This window comes from Streptomyces sp. McG3, assembly GCF_018619185.1.
Classification (GTDB): Bacteria; Actinomycetota; Actinomycetes; order Streptomycetales; family Streptomycetaceae; genus Streptomyces.
Window position 1 is genome coordinate 1 of sequence record NZ_JAAXYC010000026.1, and the last position, 17890, is coordinate 17890.

Sequence of the window (17890 nt, forward strand, 5' to 3'; positions counted from 1 at the left end):
AGATGTGTATCAGAGACAGCGCGACCCCGCCCCGTGAACCGAAGAAGGAACCACCCAGCGAACGGCGGCAGCTGTGGCGCAGCCGGCTGTGGCGGTTCGACGACAAGGCGTCCCCGTACGCGTACATCGCCCCGTTCTTCCTCGTCTTCGGGGCCTTCGGGCTCTACCCCCTCCTCTACACCGGCTGGATCGCCCTGCACCGGGTGGAGATGACCGGCCTGGACTCGATGGAGTGGGTGGGCTGGGAGAACTTCGACAAGATCCTGCACGACCCCGAGTTCTGGACCTCGGTCAGCAACACGTTCCTGATCGGCGTCATCTCCACCGTCCCGCAGCTCCTGGTCGCCCTGGGCCTGGCCCACCTCCTCAACTACCGTCTGCGGGCCAGCACGTTCTGGCGCACGATCATCCTCACCCCGTACGCGACCTCGGTCGCCTCGGCCGCCCTCGTCTTCGCCCTGGTGTTCCGGGCCGACGGCGGACTGCTGAACTGGACCCTCGGCCTGGTCGGCTTCGATCCTGTCAACTGGGCCAACGGGCACTGGACGTCGAAGCTGGCGATCTCGATCATCGTGATCTGGCGCTGGACCGGCTACAACGCGCTGATCTACCTCGCCGCGATGCAGGCCGTCCCCAACGACCTCTACGAAGCGGCCTCGTTGGACGGCGCCTCGCGCTGGCAGCAGTTCCGCAAGGTCACCATCCCCTCGCTGCGGCCGACGATCCTGTTCACCATCGTCATCTCCACCATCGGCTCCATGCAGCTCTTCGGCGAGCCGCTGCTGCTGGAGGGCGGCGCGCTGGGCGCCACCGGCGGCAACGAGAACCAGTACGAGACGCTCAGCATCTACCTCTACAACTACGGCTGGAACCTCGGACATCTCGGTCCGGCCGCCGCCGTCGCCTGGGCGATGCTCGCCCTCCTGCTGATCATCGCCGCGGCCAACTGGTTCATCGGCCGATTCGTCCGCAAGTCCGCGGTCTGACCGGGAGCGCATCCATGACCCTCACCAGCCCCACGCACACCGCCCCCGTGAAGCTCGCGCCGGCCCCCAAGGGCCGTGCCCCGCGGCGCCCGAGCCGCTTCCGGATGGGCGCGGGAGCGCAGATGAAGGGCGGCCCGTTCGCGTACGTCGCGCTCGCCGTCGTCGGCTTCGGATCGCTGCTGCCGCTCTACTGGACCCTGGTCGCGGCCTCCCGCACCCAGGACGAGGTCCTCGCCTCCACCCCGCCGTTCCTCCCCGGCGGGAAACTGCTGGAGAACGTCCAGACCGCCTGGGAACAGGCCAACCTCGGCAAGGCGATCCTCAACAGCGTCATCGTCTCGTCCTCCATCACCCTCGCGACGCTCTTCTTCTGCACGCTCGCCGGATACGCGTTCGCCAAGATGCGCTTCCGGGGCCGCGGCTGGCTGATGACCGCGGTCATCGCCACCCTCACCATCCCGCCGCAGCTCAGCGTCGTCCCGCTGTTCATGATGATGTCCGGCCTCGGCTGGGGCGGACAGCTCGAATCGGTGATCTTCCCGACGCTGGTGAGCGCGTTCGGCGTGTTCTTCATGCGCCAGTACCTGATCGAGGCGCTGCCGTACGAGCTGATCGAGGCGGCCAAGATCGACGGCGCGAACAACCTCCGCATCGTGGTGAGCGTGGTGCTGCCGGTGGCCCGCCCCGCGATGATGGTGCTCGGGATGCTCACCTTCGTCCAGGCGTGGAACGACTTCTTCTGGCCCTACCTCGCCCTCAACCAGCAGAACCCCACCCTTCAGGTGGCCCTCGGCCAGCTCAGCGCCTCGTACACCCCCGACCAGTCCATCGTGATGGCGGGCGCGCTGATCAGCACGCTGCCGCTGCTGGTGGTGTTCGTGGTCTTCGGCAAGAAGATCGTCGGCGGGATCATGTCCGGCGCCGTGAAGGGCTGACCTCCTCGCGACGCCCTCCTGCCCGGCCCTGCCCCTCTCCGACCTCCTTCCCACCCCTCACTTCCTCAAGGGAGCGCTCCCACATGACAGCCGTCCGACCTGACACGGTCCCGCAGCAGGCCCCCGCCGCCACGGCCCCCTTCCCGACCGGTTTCCTCTGGGGCGCGGCCACCGCCGCGTACCAGGTGGAGGGCGCGGCCGCCGAGATGGGCCGCACGCCCTCCATCTGGGACACCTTCAGCCACACGCCCGGCCGGACGCTCGGCGGGGACACCGGGGACGTGGCGGCCGACCACTTCCACCGCTACCGCGACGACGTCGCCCTGATGAAGCGCCTCGGACTCCAGGCGTACCGCTTCTCCGTCTCCTGGTCCCGTGTCCAGCCCACCGGCCGGGGGCCCGCCGTGGAACGCGGTCTCGACTTCTACCGGTCGCTCGTCGACGAGCTGCTCCTCGCCGGCATCAAGCCCGTCGCCACGCTCTACCACTGGGACCTGCCGCAGGAGCTGGAGGACGCGGGCGGCTGGCCCGAGCGTGCGACGGCCGAACGGTTCGCGGACTACGCGGCGATCATGGCCCGCGCCCTCGGCGACCGTGTGGGCCTGTGGACCACGCTGAACGAGCCCTGGTGCTCGGCCTTCCTCGGTTACGGCTCCGGGGTCCACGCCCCGGGCCGCACCGAACCGGCCGCCGCGCTGCGGGCCGCCCACCACCTCAACCTCGCCCACGGCCGGGCGGCCGAGGCGCTGCGTGCGAACCTCCCCGCTGCCGCGCAGACCTCGGTCACCCTCAACCTCCACCAGGTGCGCCCGCTGACCGGCAGTGAGGCGGACGCGGACGCGGCCCGCCGGATCGACGCGGTGGGCAACCGGGTCTTCACCGGCCCGATGCTCAAGGGCGCGTACCCGGAGGATCTGCTGGCGGACACCGAACGCATCGTCAACTGGGGCGAGTTGATCCGGCCGGGCGACCTCGCCGCCATCGCCGCCCCGATCGACCTGCTCGGCGTCAACTACTACACGCCGACCATCGTGAGCGCGTCGCCCTCCGGCGCCGGGGACACCCGCAACGACGGCCACGGCAGCAGCGAGCACTCCCCGTGGCCCGGCTCGGAGCACGTCGCGTTCCACCTCGCCGAGGGCCGGCCGGTCACCGCGATGAACTGGTCGGTCAAGCCGGAGGGTCTGTACGACCTCCTCATGGACGTCTCGCGCGAGCACCCGGACCTGCCGCTGATGGTCACCGAGAACGGCGCGGCCTTCGACGACGCCCCGGACGCGGACGGCAGGGTCCACGACCCGGAGCGGATCGCCTATCTGCGGGGGCACCTGGAGGCGGTACGCCGGGCGGCGGCCGACGGGGCCGACGTACGGGGTTACTTCCTCTGGTCCCTGATGGACAACTTCGAGTGGGGCTACGGCTATGCGAAGCGCTTCGGCGCGGTCTACGTCGACTACGCGACCCAGCGACGTACGCCGAAGTCCAGCGCCCACTGGTACGGCGACGTGATCGCCCGCCACGCGCTGCCCCCGGCCGCGGGCCCGGACGCCTGACCCGGTGAGAGCGGTGGGCCCGGTCGACCCCGACCGGGCCCACCGCCTTTTCGTCCCCCGCTTGGGAGCGCTCCCAATACACTGTCCGTACGCTCGTCGGGGTGATCGGTCCAGGACTTGGATTGACTGTACGGCTGTGAGAAATTGACCGGGAACGGGGAGGCGGCCATGGCGGCAGCGCGAGTACGGAACGGCGGGCGGCCCACGCTCGAAGAGGTGGCGGCACGGGCCGGGGTCGGCCGGGGCACCGCCTCACGGGTCATCAACGGCTCGCCCAGGGTCAGCGACGCGACCCGGCAGGCGGTCGAGGCGGCCGTGGCCGAGCTGGGGTACGTCCCCAACCGTGCCGCCCGCGCCCTGGCGGGCAACCGCACCGACGCCATCGCACTGGTGGTGCCCGAGCCGGAGACCCGCTTCTTCGCCGAGCCGTACTTCTCCGCGATCGTGCGCGGCGTCGGCGCGGCCCTCGCCGACACCGAGATGCAGCTGCTCCTCACCCTCGTCGGCAACGACCGCGAGCGCCGCCGGCTCGCCCAGTACCTCACCGCCCACCGCGTCGACGGGGTCCTCCTGGTCGCCGTGCACGCCGACGACCCGCTGCCGGAGCTCCTGGAGCAGCTGGGCATGCCCTGCGTGATCAGCGGCGCCCGGCACGCGGCCGAGACGCTGCCCTCGGTCGACTCCGACAACTTGGAGGGCGCCCGGGCCGCCGTCGAGCACCTGGTCTCCCGGGGCCGCCGCCAGGTGGCCACGATCACCGGCCGCCTGGAGGTCTACGGCGCCCAGCGCCGCCTGGACGGCTACCGCGCGGCGGTCTCCGCCGCCGGGCTGGCCCCCGACGAGCGCCTCATCGCCCCCGCCGACTTCACGGAGGAGGGCGGCGCGCGGGCCATGCGCGACCTCCTGGCCCGCCGCCCCGGCCTCGACGCGGTGTTCGTCGCCTCCGACGTGATGGCCGCCGGCGCCCGCCAGGTCCTGCGCGAGGCGGACCGCCGCATCCCCGAGGACGTGGCCCTGATCGGCTTCGACGACTCGGTGGTCGCCCGCCACATGCACCCGGCCCTCACCAGCGTCCGCCAGCCCATCGAGGAGATGGGCCGCCGGATGACCCAGCTCCTCCTGGACGAGATCGCGGGCCGGGCCCCGGGCGACGAGCGTCCTTCGGTGGTACTGCCCACGGAGCTGGTGGTCCGCGACTCGTCGTGACGGACGGCCGGTGGGGCGGTCGTCCGGGCGCCTTCCAGTGGTATGGACATGACCAAAAGACAGGACTAGCCTCCGTCTTGGTCTAGACCAAGTGCGGTGAGCCGCCGCACACCGGTCCATCTGTCCGCACGCTCCACCCCTCACCCCAGGAGCACCAACATGCGCAGAAAGATCACCTCCTTACTCCTCGGCCTCGGCATCGCCGGGGTCTCCCTGCTGGCCACCTCCGGCAGCGCGCAGGGCCACGGGTACACCGACTCGCCCATCAGCCGGCAGCAGCTCTGCGGCAACGGCACCGTCCGCGACTGCGGACAGATCCAGTGGGAGCCGCCGAGCGTCGAGGGCCTCAAGGGCTTCCCGGCGCGCGGCCCCCGCGACGGTCTGATCTGCGCCGGCGGCAACCAGCGGTTCGCCGAGCTGGACGACCCGCGCGGCGGAGCCTGGCCCGCCTCCGCGGTGAGCGCCGGGGCGAGCCACACCTTCCGCTGGCGGATCACCGCCCGGCACGCCACCACCGACTTCCGGTACTACGTCACCAAGGACGGCTACGACCCGGCGAAGCCCCTGACCCGGGCCGACCTGGACCCGCAGCCGTTCCTCACCGTGCCGTTCGGCGGGCGGCAGCCCGGGGCGACGGTCACGCACGCGGGCAACCTGCCGCAGAAGTCGGGCAAGCACCTGATCCTCGGCGTCTGGACCATCGCGGACACCGGCAACGCCTTCTACGCCTGCTCCGACGTCACCTTCTGAGGCGACCGGGCGGCACACCGCCCGCACCCCATGAAGAAGGGCCCCGGTCCGAAGACCGGGGCCCTTCCATCAGGGTGAGTAACGGGACTTGAACCTGTTTCGTATCCCGATCGTGACCTGCGGCTTTGCTGGGAATGCGGACGAATGGGTGCAGATGTATGACGTGAAGTGTCGCGGTGTGCCGCTGCGTGCGACTTGGTTTGGCCATGGCCAAACCACCTCACCGCGTAGGAGCCAGGTTGCGGTGGGGACGAGTGACGAACCTCGTGGCAGCGCCTTTCCAGGAGAGCGACTGACGCGGACAGCGAAACGGCCCCGGAGCGCTTCCGGGGCCGTTTGCGAAGGGCGGAGGGCAGAGTCAGGACGCGCGCCCCGTCGTGGAGCGGGGAATCGGTCGAAGGGCTCGTAGAGGGCTCGGGCCGATGGTGGCGCAGGGCGCAGCCAGGTACGCCGTGGATGGTTCTTGGTGAAAGAGATCCACGATGCGTCGCAGGTCCCCGTCAGTGAAGCGGACGCGTCCCCCGAGTTTGCTGTGCGGCATCTTCTTGATGTGGCGGCGCAACCATGACTCATCAACTTTGAGGATGGCAGCGGCCTCCGCGTATACGTGGAGTGAGATCGGTGGGTGCACTTCTTGAGTCAAGGCAGTTCTCCTTCTTGCGACCGCCGCAGCTTGTACGGAGTGGCGCGCTTTGGAGAAGCCGGACTTGGCTGATAGGTGCCGTCAGTCTTGGCGGCTCGATGGGGTTCGCCGAAATACAGATTGAAGTTCCCCCTGTCGGCTGGACAGTTTGATACTGGGACGGATGGTCCCGGAGGAAGCAGTTACAGGTAGTGAGCCAGAAGAGCAATATGAGAAGGTTTTACACGGTCGAGTTCAAGCGGGACGCGGTCGCCCTGGCGTTGTCCTCTGAGAAGACGGTCACCGAGGTTGCGAGGGATCCGGGCGTCCGTCCTGAAGGGCTGCGCGGGTCGGTGAAGCAGGCAAAGATCGACCGCGGCGAGGCCGAACACTGGAGGCCTTCACCCGGACTTCTTCGCCACACGACGTGTGACGGCAGTGCCAGGGGGCTGAGGCGGAGTGGTAGGGCTCCAAGGGCTCGCACCCGGCCGCGCGCATCAAAGCCTCGGCTTGAGCGGCGTTAGCCCTGCGCTGTTGCTCCCCGCGGGCCGTGTGGTTGCAGGCGGCGCAACCCGATTCCGCTTGCACCTTGATCAGGTTGCGGATGTAGGACAGCCGCCGTGCGCCGACGTGCCCGCACGTTGTGCAGCGGCAGCGCCACGGCGTCCCGCTGCCGGGGTAGGGCTCCAGCGGCTCATACCTGGCCGCCCTCATGACGGCAGTGTGCTTGACCTCGGCGGCCTCGCGGCGGCCGCGCCCTGCTTCGGCCCGGCCGCATGCGGGACAGCAGGCGTCGTCTCCGCGCGGAGCCGGTAGGGGACTACCTCGACCTCGTGGCCGTTGGGGCAGCGGCAGCGCCAGGAGACACCGCCGGTTCCTGGATAAGGTTCCAGGGGTACCAATCCCCGAGAGCGAATCTCCTCTCCAGGGCTGTCATAGGGCATGAACGTGGGCTCTCTCCTTGGCAGATTGCACGGCCGGGCATCGCGGCCGCATCAGTCGGAGTCAGAGGCCGCGAGCATGGCAGCGATGTCGGCGCAGGTGACAGCGGAGGCGAAGTCGCCGTTCATGAACTCTTCCTGCGCGATGGGGGTGCTGAACTTGGTCATGAAGCGGTGAGCCTGCGTTTCGGCTCGCTCTATCGCATGGGCGGGGACGGAGTCGGTGAGGTGCAGGTCGACCAGGCCGTACTGATACCGGTTCATCTCCCGGAGGTGCTGGGGGATGCGTCCCCAAGGGTTCTTGCTGCGCCCGATCTTGATTCGGGGATTGGGCCCCGCGACCTCCAGAACGTACAGACGGTGGAGGCAGGCTCCCGTGTCGACCAGCTCTTGCCTCATCCGTTCCAATAGCCTGCGTTGCAGGCGACGGACGGGCAGGGGAAGCGGCACCGGGGCGCCGGCCCTCAGGATTACTCGGGCTTCCTCCTGGAGTTGACCGATCGAGGGGCGGGTCGACGCCAGTAGAGGAATGTGCACAGGAGGCGTCGGCGGAGGAGGGGGTGTAGTGGTCACTGGACGTCGCCTTCGAGTTGGGTGGGGACGCGGGAGTTTCGGAGATCCTTGAGCGCATCGACCCGGTCCCACGGCGGGAAGTCGGCTGGCATGGCCCGCCACTTGATCCCGTTGTCCACGAGGTAGCGGATCGCGTCCAGCCTTGCGGGCGGCAGTACGCCTCCGGCTGCCCGTCCCGGAGGAACATCGAAGGCACCCGCGCCAAGCTGAAACGCCTGGTCAAACTTTCCTCTCCTCAGCGAGGACGACGTTCAGCAACCTCACCACGAAACGGTAGCCGAACGGCGACTCACAACTCCGTGTCCGGTGTTCCGGGTGCGGCCCTGTAGCGGGATGTCCCTCCAGGGATGGGACTTGAGCTGCTTGAACAGCTTCTTCTGGTTCTTCTTGACGATCACGATGTTGTGGGCGCCCCGGGCGAGGAGGTAGTCGGTGTGGTCGCGCTGGGTGTGCATGGCATCGCTGGTGACCATGGTGGCGGCTAAATCGGCGACGGTGTCCAGCAATGGCTGGAAGCAGGTGATCTCGTTCGTCTTCTCGCCGACGTCCAGCTGGGCCATGACCGGGCCGGTGGCTTGGTCCAGCGTGGCCAGCAGGTGGATCTTGCGGCCCTTGGCCCTGGCCGCTCCGCGAAGCGCCTGACCGTCCACCGCGAGGCCGCACAGCCCCTTCGGCCTGGTGCGACGGTCGGCGAGCCAACGACCGACCGCGCGGGCCAGTGCATCACCGTCGACGCGGGTCGGCAGGCGGCGCACTGTGGCTTCGGCCGGCAGGGCCCGGCCGGGCAGCACCGGATCGTGCGGGGCGCCGGTTTGTTCCCGTACGGACGGCGGGGCATCGGCGATTCACTCGCCTACTGCCAGCAGCGATGTCAGCCCGGACAGGACGGCGCAGGCGACGAGGGCGAGGACGACGGTCAGCCGGTGGCTCGCTCTGCGCGGATCGCGCGGGTCGGGCACCTCGGGCACCTCGGCCAGCCGCTCCAGCGAACTCCCCGTCCCCGGCCTGACGATCATGAAGTTGGTCAGGGGTCGCCGGGATCGGCGATGATACGTGGGCCAGCACGGTCTTCCAGTCGGCTCACGGGGCGTTGAGAACTCCATGATCTTGAAGCCGTGCCTGCTCTCGTCTTGAACCCCCACATCCGGTTGCCAGAACGACACAAACCGGATGTCACACGACCACGCCGAAGCCTTGCCGGGCCAAGGTTGGGAGGGCACGGCGGCCGACCGACAGTCGCCGCCGCGTCCCGATCTTCTGCCGCCTGGCTGTCAGTTGTCCGGTCAGGAACCGCAGGGTCCGGCTGGACAGATCGATCGAAGACGGGTACACAAGCACGCGAAGCTTCTGGCGGACATGGGTGATCTTGGTCGAGAACCCGTCTGCCAGGAGCTTCTTCGTTGTGCAGGACTGCCCAACTCGCGGTCAAGGCCGCCAGCTTTGAAAAGGCTCAATGGCGGGCAACGGGCTCCTTTGAGTGGGAAGACCTTGGTCGGCTTCCCTGCCCTACCAGGAGCCCCATTTCCCTGATCTGCGATTACTCGATATGCCCTGATCCGGTTGACAGCCTCGGATCGGACCAAACTCCGTGGTCTTGGGATACTTCCGGGGTGCAGGCAGCAGACCTGCGCTTCCCATCTGGCAAGGCGGGTATGCCTGGCTTCAGGGCCGCTACGGAATCCGGTTCGGCTCAGCTTCCCAGTACGCCCTAGACAGTTCACGGAACCTTTGGTCGTGACGGCAGGGACTGATATTGATGAAAGGCCTCACGGGCGTCTGGAACGAACGTCCGATGGCTCACCAAATCAACTAGTTCAGGAACGGTCAGCCAGTCATGCCAAGCGACTTCCTCAGGGTTGGGCTGGACGGGTTCTGTGACGATCGCCTCGTGTAGGCCAAGCCAATACGGGCTGATCACACCCGCACACAAGAACTTGAAAACGAAACGAGGACTGGCGTGAACTCCCAACTCCTCCGCCAACTCTCGTGCAGCGGCGTCCTCATAGGACTCGTCCACGTCCACGGCGCCTCCTACCATCCAGTTGAGCTGTCCGGGGAAACGCGAGACATCATCTGGACGGCGATGGACGAAGATTCGCCCTGCAGTGTCGCGGCACACGATCGTCGCGATGCGATGGAGCCACCCGTGACGAATTGCTTCCCTCCTGTCCACAACACCCAGCACCTTGTCATGCTCATCGACCCGCTCAACAAGCTCATGCATGGGTCACACGATGGCACAGAAGGCAGACAACCACTTCGCGGGCCGTGCCTTGCTCGACCGCGCCATCCCAAGCCCCTCCGGAGCCCTCATTCGGCCGCCTCGGGCATCCAACTGCCGTAAGGGCTTGCCGGGAATCAACACGTCGGTTCGATCTTGCTTTTGTCGAGGTCGAGGAATCTCGCGATGTCAGTCGGTGTGTGGAAGCGGGCGGTCGAGGCAGGGATGTGAACTCCGAGGGCTTCCAGGAGCGGGCGGACGTCTTTCGCTGCGCGGCTGATGGTCATGGCGGCGGTGTTGAAGAGCTGGCCCAGGAGGTCCATGGTCGCGAGTTTTCGCAGGTGGAGCACGGTGGCCAGGACCCGGTCGGCTGAGGTGAGCTTGGGTTTGGCTGCTGTGCCAGGGGCCACCAGGCGTTCGTGGCCTCTGCGGGTGCGGAGCACTTGCTCGCGTTGAATCTTGACCGCTGGAGTCAGCACGTCGATGAGTTCGTTGAGCTGCCGGCGGGTCATCCCGGTCAGTTCCGGGTCCTGTAGCGAACGCCGCGTGAGGCGGGCCGGTCCGTCCGCCAGGGCCTCGCCCTGTGTGCTGGTGGTGGTCGCCGTGTCCGTCGGGCGTTGGGGGTGGAGGGTGTAGTTCCAGTCGCCGTGGAAGCGGTGGCGGGTGATGGGCAGGGCGGCTATCTCGTCGTCGTTGACGCGGATGCCGGTGGGGTACTCACCGCTGTCAAGTTCGGCCTGGACGGTGAGGCCGGTGCGGCTGGTGGTCGCGGCGGTGGTCTGGAGCATGACTTCGTGGCTGGTCACGGGCCTGCCTCGCCAGTTCATGGTGATGTGGGCGAACAGGCCGGTGCTCGATCTTGTTCCACTTCGAGGTAACGGGCGGCAGGTGACACACCGTGATCTCAAGGCCGGTCTCGGCGGCGAGGTCGGCGAGCTGGGGCTTCCAGCCGCGGGTGCGGTAGCCGTTGGAGCCGCCACCGTCAGCGGTGATCAGCAGCCGGTGGGCGCCGGGGTAGTCGTGCCGGCCGACCGCCTGCCACCGCCGTCGGATCGAGGCGACGGCGAACGCCGCCGTGTCGTGATCGGTGCCGATGCTGACCCAACCGGTGTTCGCCGTCATGTCGTAGATTGCGTAGGGAATTGCCTTCTCGGCCTGGCCGGGGAAGTCGTGCGTGTTGACCCTCATGGGCTGTCCTGCGGGCTGCCATTCGTGCCCGGCGTTCCTGTAGTCGCCGATCAGCTCCTTCTTCTTGCTGTCCACGCTGATCACCGGGTCACCGGCGTCCCTGTGATCTCGTGCCTGCTCGCTGAGGTAGCGGAACTGGGCATCCCTGTCGGGGTGCTGGGCACCTTCGATGGTCTTGGCGTTGGCCTGCAGGCTGAAGCCTTCCTCCCGCAACAGGCCGGCGACAGTGTCGGCGGAGACCCGGTGCCCTGCCGGGTCAGCACCGCTGCCAGCTTCCGGGTCGACTTCGTCGTCCAGCGCAGCGGCGACATCGGATCACCCCGCTCATCGGGCTCTACCAACGCAAGCAGAGCCGGACGCAGCCCCGGATCAAGGTCCACGGCCTTCTTCCGGCCTCCACCAGAACGACGGACCCGCCCCAACAGAGCGTGACCCGACGCCAGTTCTACCGCACCGCGCGAGACCGTGCCCTCCCGAACGCCGGCCGCGGCAGCGACCAGTCTATTCCCACCATGCCCCAGCGACAGTGCTTCCGCCCCTATGGCCAGCCGACGCTAACGCTCGTCCAGATGCGGCAACAACACCTGGAACTTCGCCGCCAGGACACCCTCGGCCCCCTCCGGTCTCCCCATACCAGAACAACGAGCCCGCCTGCCGGAAGCCACGACTTGTTTCCCAGCAAACCCTAAGCTTAGGCACCCCTGGATGATTGGCGAACCACAGTCGACCACGGAGCGCCAGCCATCGTTTGCTGCAAGGTACTTTCGCTCGATCTTTACGCCCGTGACTCAGCCTCTTGCAGATCTTCAGTGCCGCTGGCTGTGGCGGCGTTGAAGACGGCCAGAATTGTGTCCGCCACGACATCGGCGCCTACGGAATCGGTCTGGATGATCTGCCACGCGGGGTCGTTCCGGATGAGGCTCTTACAGAAGGCGTCATAGGACGCGAGTTCGGTGAGGTGGGCACGTTGATAGGAGTTCAGGTTGTGCTTCTCAGGGCCGGTGCGCTGGCTGGCGCGGCGGAGTCGCTCCTCCTGAGAGCAGGTGAGATATACCTGTACAGTGAACCGAGGGGCGTGCTGGCGCAGCCACGGCTTCGACAGCAGCCCCTCGCCGGGGTTGAAGAACTCGTTGCTGCAGTACTGGGTGAACCAGTGGCGGTCTTGGACGATCACGGACTCGGCGTCGGCGTCGGCGCCGGCATCGGACTCTGCGATAAGGCCACTGTCCACGAGTATCTGTGCGGACTTCCTGATGTTGAACGCGCGCATTAGATCGGCGTCGGGGAAAGCCCGGTCTTCCCAGTTCTGGACTGACTCGAACGCCTGCCGCTGCAACTCTTGGCTGATCGACGACTCGACGGCGTAGCAGTGCCGTTGCCGAGGTACGTGTCCGCGCATGGCTAGCTTCTCGCCGAGGAGCCTGGCTACGGTGGATTTGCCGCTGTAGTTGATGCCCTCAAGTAGAACTCCGTGGACAATGCTATGCCGTCGAGTTGACATAACCCCATGGCCTTCTTTCTTCGAAGAATTGGCGAGTTCCCGCAGAGAGGCGCCGTCAGAGTCCAGCACGAGAGGGAAACATAGACGTCGTGGGACGGCCGCTGCCATAGCGGTCGATCAGTTCACGTAGTAGCTCGATGGTGCGCACCGGCTGTTGGCCGACTGTGGTCTCCGTGGACAGCAGCAAACCGTCGACACCCTTCTCCAGCAGGTGCGAGACGTAGGCTAGTTCGGAGCGGTTCGGGAGCCAGGACTCGGAGAGGCTGTTGAGCAACTGCGTGCCGACGATGACGGGGCATCCGTTCTTTGCGGCTTCCTTGATCACCGACTTTCCCGCGTCGTAGAAGTCGAGCTCGCCGACGTCGAGGAGGAGGTCGCCCCGTCCGAGGAGGACCGCGTCCGCAACCTTGGCGACCTGCCCCATGGCTTCGACACCGAGCTTCGTCTCGACCTTGGCGACGATGCTGGGAAGAGCGCCGTTACCGCCGGCTGCCTCCATCACTTCCCTGGCCTGGGCGATCGTCGTGGTGGATTCGACGAAGGACAGGATGACGGCGGAGAAGATGGTCCCCGGAAGCTTGGACAGCGCGGCCACATCGTGGTCGGTCAGCGCGACGACCGGTGGGACCTTTCCGCGGACAACGACTCCGCGCCGCCTGCCGAGGATGCCCCGGGTCATGGGCTCGACGATGCAGTGGTCGGCCGCGATCTCGGTGACTCGCAGTGCGTCCTCGCCATCACCGACGATCATCACGTCGCCGGGTTCGAGTAGGTGGCTGAACCCGGCCCCGGTGAGGCCAATTTCCGGAAGTTCCGCGTCGTGGACGGCTGGAACGTCGGCGAAGCTCACCCGCATCCGGTTGAGCCCGCTGAGGTCGAAGCCTTCGTTGTTGGAGAAGCGAGCCTTCGAACCGGGGAGGTCTAGATAGAGGTCGGGGCTGCACCCCAGCTCCTGGGCAATCTCTGCGATACCCACCGCCCGCTCGGCAAGTTCGTCCGGTGCGAACTTGGAGGCGGGGAACCGTATGCCATCGGCACCGGCCTTGAGGACACGTCGGATGCTCTCCTTGGTGCTCGTTGATGGACCCAGCGTGATGATGATGTTGGACATGGCTCTGTGCTTCCGTTTCTGTGAGGTCACCTGGGTGAGGCGATAGGTCGGGCGAGGCCGCGCCCGACCCATCGCCCCGGGGCGATGGGTCGCTTTGCCGGGCCGTGTTCAGTCGATCTTGGTGTAGAGCACACTGTCGGACCAGATCTGGCTGACTCGGCCCCAGCTCATGGCACTCTGTACGTCAGGGAAGAACCCGGAGCCATTTAGATTGGCGCTGGTGTTGCACAGCAGCGGAATTCCACTCAATCGCTCGTATGCCGTCAGCAGTTGGGCGATCTCGGGGCTCTGCTCCGCGTTGACGGTCTGCAACCGGGCGGTGCCGTCGAGGTGACGGATAGCCGGCACTTTGGACACCCACTCATCCTTGACCTGGTGGTCGAAGAGCATGTAGGGATCGGCGGTTCCCGGCGAGAAGATTTCCCCCGCCCGGTGCTCCAGACAGATAGGTGCAACGGGGCGGTAGTCCTCCCGGGACTTGGCCTCGTTGAGTACCTGCTTCATGCCTGCGTCCACAGCTGGTGCCAGGATGCTGCGGTGGCCGAGAGCCCGAGGGCCTAGCTCGGCTCGGCCGTTGAGGAATACGACCGGTCGACCTTGTTCGTGCAAGATCTTCGCCAGGCCCTCCAGGGAGCACTCCTTGGCCGACCATCCGTCGAGAATATCGACGGGCTTGAGTGTCGGTCCGGAGTGAACGTCCCATTCCAGAGCACGGTGCTCGGTGCGGGCCAGCATCGCGGCACTGGCCGTTCCTATGGCGCTACCGGAATCGTTCGGGAAGGGCGGAATCCAGACCTCGTCGACCAGACCGGAATCGCGTATGGCGCTGTTCCACTTGATGTTGAGGCCACAGCCGCCGACGATGGCCAGGTTCCGGATTCCTGTCGTTTCGGTAGATAGCTTCTCCTGGAGCCCAGCGAGAAGCTTCTGTTGCAGGAAAGCGTGAACCGATGCGAGCATGTCCACGTCCGTGACCGCTCCGTCCTGGAGCCGGATTCGCGGCTTCATGTACTCGAGAACGGCCACACCCATATCACGCTGCGAGAAGTGATCTTCCTCGGTGCGGTGATCCGCCATGGCCTGCTCATAAGCCTCGGTTGCCAGCCGGTTGAGATGGGCGATGGCATCGGGATGCGGTGTTCCGTTGGCGATGTACGCCATGATCTTTCCTGCGAGGCTGAGAGGTTCCGGGAACTTCATCGGCCCATCGAAGGGCTTGAACCCCTGACACAGGCTGAAATACGAGTCACCGATGAGGTGGAAAAGCGTGCCCAGGTTTCGGGCTTTCCCCGTTTCGCCATCGATGAAGTAGAGGTAGGGGAACATCCAGGCATCCCAGCTAAGCACGTAGGAACTCTCGCCCCGTTTGGCGAAGGGACTCGTGCAGTAGCCGGAGGCGACGTGCCCTGCGTAGTGGGTGTAGCTGAGATAGGGAAGGTCAAGGACCTTTCCTGAATACTCCTGGAAGACATCCCCTCCGAGGATCCCTCGACGATATGGCGCGAGTTCAATTTCTACTTCCTGACCGAACCAGTTCAGGATCTTCTTCGTCTTGTACCAGCCATCGAAAACGAAATGGTCGATGTCGCCCGGCGCGTACCCGTGCTCCGCGAGCAAACCAAAAACGATGCCGAGATCATCTATCTTGGAATATCGCTCTCGGTTGTCCAGCTTCTCCATCTCGTACGAAAAGATCAGCTTTCCGTTTTCGATCAGCGCAACGCCGCCGTCGTGTGTGGTCTTAATTCCACAAATCCGCATAGTCGATCCTTCTTGTCGATTGGGTCCGGCAGCTAGTCGGCATCACGCGCTTGGAAGGTGATAGTCAGCATCTCAACGTCCTCATACGGCGCGAGGATCTTTTGGGTTATTTCGTTCCGATCCGGGTAGCGGCTCCGTACGCGTACCAACGGCTGCTCAATGCCGTTGAGGCCGATGACCTTGCTGCCCTGGTCGATGACGAAAATGTAGTCGTTGGCGAAGTCCAACTCTCTGAATAGCTCGGAATACTTACTCATGCGCTCGGTGGCCTCTTCGCGGCTGTATCCGACGAATTCGATGAGGGGCATTCAGGTCTCATTTCTATGAGGGGCAGCGGCCAAGGGCGGAGGAAAGGAAGGAACGGCTGAGCCTATAGACAGCGACGTGAAAGTCCTCGCCAGCCTGGTGCTGAAATACGAACGAGGGAAGAGTCTCGCCCCGGAGGTGCTCTGCCTGGGCGAAGTCGAACGAGGGGGGTAAGAGTGCCAAGGTCATGAGCGCATAGCGCAACAGGACCGACGTCTTGGTAAGGTCGAGATGGCGAACCTCGGCGGCCGTAATCGGGCGCTCAAAATAGTAGCCGAGAAAGCTTTGCTCTGACTGCTGATCAAACCGCAAAGACAGAATAGTAGTGGCGAGATCAAAAAAAGGGTCACCGAGGCCCATGTGGTCAAAGTCGATAAGCCACATGCGTTCGTCACCGAAGATCATATTCGTCGGATTCAAGTCGTTGTGGCACAGTTTTTCATTCGGCTTCACGACCGCTAGGCTTTTTCGGATACTCGCATAACGTTCGAGAGCTTCTGCGTACGGTGCCATGGTTTTGTGCCCACGGATCACCCGGCGAACCTGCTTCAAAGCCTCCGCCGTCTTGAGTTCGGCGAGCCGAGAGCGGTTGGACACATGTAGGCCGTGCAGGCGTTGGAGTAGATCGGCAACCCACTGCAATTGTCGATCAGTTGCTGCGCGGCCGGTGAGGTGCGTACCCGGCACGTGCTCCATGAGAAGCACTCTGGCGTTGAGGTCGGTGTGCAGGACCTTCGGGCCGATGCCGACTGCTCCCAGCTCCTGGGCGAACTCGAACTCAGCACGGGTGGTTTCGGGAGAGGAGAGTTCCGGGCTTACTACCCGGGCCACCGCGCCCTGTTTGGAGTTGGCCCAACGAACGTGGTAAGTGCTGGCCCACTCCGTGGGCGTGGCAGGAAAGGGAGTTACCCTGACAGGCATCCCTCCCGCCACGTAGCCGGAGGACTGGGTGACGACCGCCATACGGCAGTCCTCGTGGGGGGCGGTGGACATATTCACATCCCTTGCCGTGAAAATGGGGAGGCATCAGAGGAACGGCGCGTTCGGGGTGCCGCCGAGGAGGAGTTCTCCCGCGAACTCCAGGTTTTCTTCCTGAGCAACTGCATGCTGGCAGGCAGTTGTTAGGTCGCGTAGGTACCGCTCGAGAGGCGTGCGCTGCACGTACACGGATGAGCCGCCGACCATGTCAGACAGTCGGCTGATGATGTTTCGGCCTGCGCGAAATGCCTGGTAACGGGAAAGCGAGACGGCGATCCGCTCGTCTGTCGTCAGCGGCTGACCGGCGGTCAGGCGCTCCCACTGGCGGTCCAAGGATGCGTAGACATACGCGCGCGCGCTGCCCAGCTCCATCTCGCAGCGGCTCAGGATGGTCCAGAAGCGCGTCTCCGCTCCCCTTCCCGAGGCGATGCGCTCCGCGGCGACTGTACGTGCGTAGTCGATTGCCGCTCGGGCTGCACCGAGCGGCACTCCAGACATTTTGCGCAGTACGGCGTCTGGCTGAGCATTGGTCGGTCCACCGCGCTTGGGCTCGTAGAAGCTGAAGGAGCGTTCCTCTGGCACGAACAGACCGTCGGCCGTGTAGTCGCAACTGCCGCTGCCGGCCAAGCCGGTCGTATGCCAGGTATCGATGATGTCGTAGTCGTGTGGCTGGGCGATGAGGACGCGCCACTCAGGCTTTCCGTCTCGAGTGCGCCGCACGTCGCCACGTTCGTGTACGGTGCAACCCGCCACCAGCCAGTCGGCGTGGGTGCACCCGCTGCCAAAGCGCCAGTGGCCGCTCATCCGGTATCCGCCTGCGACCCGCTCGGCCTTGCCGGCAGGGAAGACCCAACCGGCTGTTATCGTGTCGAGTCGGTGGAACATGCGGCGCGCCACGTCGTCTTGCAGGAAACCAGAGTAGATGCCCGAGTCCGTCCCGATCATGGCGCACCAGGCGACTGAAGCGTCCGCTGTTGCGATCTCCTCGATAATGCGCACCTGTTCCGACCCCGACATCTCGGGCCCGCCCCATGAACGGGGCATGTTCATGCGAAAGACACCGGTGGAGCGTAGGAGGACCACGATCTCCTGCGTAAGCCGACGGGCCTGCTCGATTTCGGTGGCTTTGGCCCGGATCGTGGGCAGTGCCTCGCGCACGCGACGCATGATCTCGCTGGCGTCCAGATACTCCTCCGACGCGGGGGAGGATTTGGTGACCGCAGCAGTCATTTCCATGAGGTGTTTTCCTAAGGAATTG

At 65.7% G+C, this 17890-nt stretch carries 16 protein-coding genes and 2 pseudogenes; 6 read left to right on the forward strand and 12 right to left on the reverse strand.

The features are described 5' to 3' along the window. Nucleotides 1–2: 2 nt before the first annotated feature. The 6 genes from HET64_RS06855 (at nt 3) to HET64_RS40015 (ending at nt 6576) form a co-directional block, all read left to right on the forward strand. The gene (locus HET64_RS06855) at nt 3–986 is read left to right on the forward strand and encodes a carbohydrate ABC transporter permease (protein WP_251144904.1); all 984 of its coding nucleotides are present in this window, start codon (nt 3–5) and stop codon (nt 984–986) included. Between the two features lie 14 nt (nt 987–1000). Further along, on the forward strand, nt 1001–1921 hold the full coding sequence (locus HET64_RS06860; protein WP_215103149.1) for a carbohydrate ABC transporter permease: 921 nt from the start codon (nt 1001–1003) through the stop codon (nt 1919–1921). An 83-nt stretch (nt 1922–2004) separates the two neighbouring features. Next, on the forward strand, nt 2005–3474 hold the full coding sequence (locus HET64_RS06865; RefSeq protein WP_215103150.1) for a GH1 family beta-glucosidase: 1470 nt from the start codon (nt 2005–2007) through the stop codon (nt 3472–3474). A 168-nt stretch (nt 3475–3642) separates the two neighbouring features. Beyond that, nucleotides 3643–4680, forward strand: a complete 1038-nt coding sequence (locus HET64_RS06870; protein ID WP_215103151.1) for a LacI family DNA-binding transcriptional regulator — start codon at nt 3643–3645, stop codon at nt 4678–4680. A 159-nt stretch (nt 4681–4839) separates the two neighbouring features. Then, nucleotides 4840–5430 (forward strand): lytic polysaccharide monooxygenase, encoded by a 591-nt coding sequence (locus HET64_RS06875; RefSeq protein ID WP_215103152.1) that lies wholly within the window; start codon nt 4840–4842, stop codon nt 5428–5430. Between the two features lie 852 nt (nt 5431–6282). After that, the gene (locus HET64_RS40015; protein WP_356733717.1) at nt 6283–6576 is read left to right on the forward strand and encodes a transposase; all 294 of its coding nucleotides are present in this window, start codon (nt 6283–6285) and stop codon (nt 6574–6576) included. A 471-nt stretch (nt 6577–7047) separates the two neighbouring features. Here the strand turns inward: HET64_RS40015 and HET64_RS06885 are convergent, their stop codons facing one another. From HET64_RS06885 to HET64_RS06930, 12 genes and pseudogenes are all read right to left on the reverse strand, one after another. After that, entirely contained in the window at nt 7048–7392 is a 345-nt protein-coding gene (locus HET64_RS06885) for a GIY-YIG nuclease family protein (RefSeq protein ID WP_215103154.1), read from the reverse strand. Nucleotides 7393–7625: 233 nt separating this feature from the next. Next, nucleotides 7626–7744, reverse strand: a pseudogene (locus HET64_RS40020) (transposase); the annotation flags it as partial. Between the two features lie 82 nt (nt 7745–7826). Continuing rightward, entirely contained in the window at nt 7827–8321 is a 495-nt protein-coding gene (locus HET64_RS06890) for an ISAs1 family transposase (RefSeq protein WP_308369874.1), read from the reverse strand. Nucleotides 8322–8411: 90 nt separating this feature from the next. Then, nucleotides 8412–8582, reverse strand: a complete 171-nt coding sequence (locus HET64_RS38810) for a transposase family protein (RefSeq protein WP_251144905.1) — start codon at nt 8580–8582, stop codon at nt 8412–8414. Nucleotides 8583–9283: 701 nt separating this feature from the next. Continuing rightward, nucleotides 9284–9790: an NUDIX hydrolase gene (locus HET64_RS06895; protein ID WP_215103155.1), complete on the reverse strand. Its 507-nt coding sequence runs from the start codon at nt 9788–9790 to the stop codon at nt 9284–9286. Nucleotides 9791–9924: 134 nt separating this feature from the next. After that, a pseudogene (locus HET64_RS06900) lies at nt 9925–11523 on the reverse strand (ISAzo13 family transposase). Between the two features lie 227 nt (nt 11524–11750). Next, a complete protein-coding gene (locus HET64_RS06905; protein ID WP_215103156.1) occupies nt 11751–12545 on the reverse strand; it encodes an AAA family ATPase in 795 nt (264 codons plus the stop codon). Further along, nucleotides 12532–13587 carry a pyruvate kinase gene (locus HET64_RS06910; RefSeq protein WP_215103157.1) on the reverse strand — a complete coding sequence of 352 codons (1056 nt, stop codon included), beginning with the start codon at nt 13585–13587 and terminating at the stop codon, nt 12532–12534. Before HET64_RS06910 ends, HET64_RS06905 begins: the two co-directional genes overlap by 14 nt. 108 nt (nt 13588–13695) lie before the next feature. After that, on the reverse strand, nt 13696–15348 hold the full coding sequence (locus HET64_RS06915; protein ID WP_215103158.1) for a carbamoyltransferase N-terminal domain-containing protein: 1653 nt from the start codon (nt 15346–15348) through the stop codon (nt 13696–13698). A gap of 32 nt (nt 15349–15380) precedes the next feature. Further along, entirely contained in the window at nt 15381–15656 is a 276-nt protein-coding gene (locus HET64_RS06920) for a hypothetical protein (protein WP_215103159.1), read from the reverse strand. A gap of 13 nt (nt 15657–15669) precedes the next feature. Next, entirely contained in the window at nt 15670–16617 is a 948-nt protein-coding gene (locus tag HET64_RS06925; protein WP_215103160.1) for a phosphotransferase, read from the reverse strand. Between the two features lie 63 nt (nt 16618–16680). After that, on the reverse strand, nt 16681–17868 hold the full coding sequence (locus HET64_RS06930) for an acyl-CoA dehydrogenase family protein (protein WP_251144906.1): 1188 nt from the start codon (nt 17866–17868) through the stop codon (nt 16681–16683). Between the last annotated feature and the right edge of the window lie 22 nt (nt 17869–17890).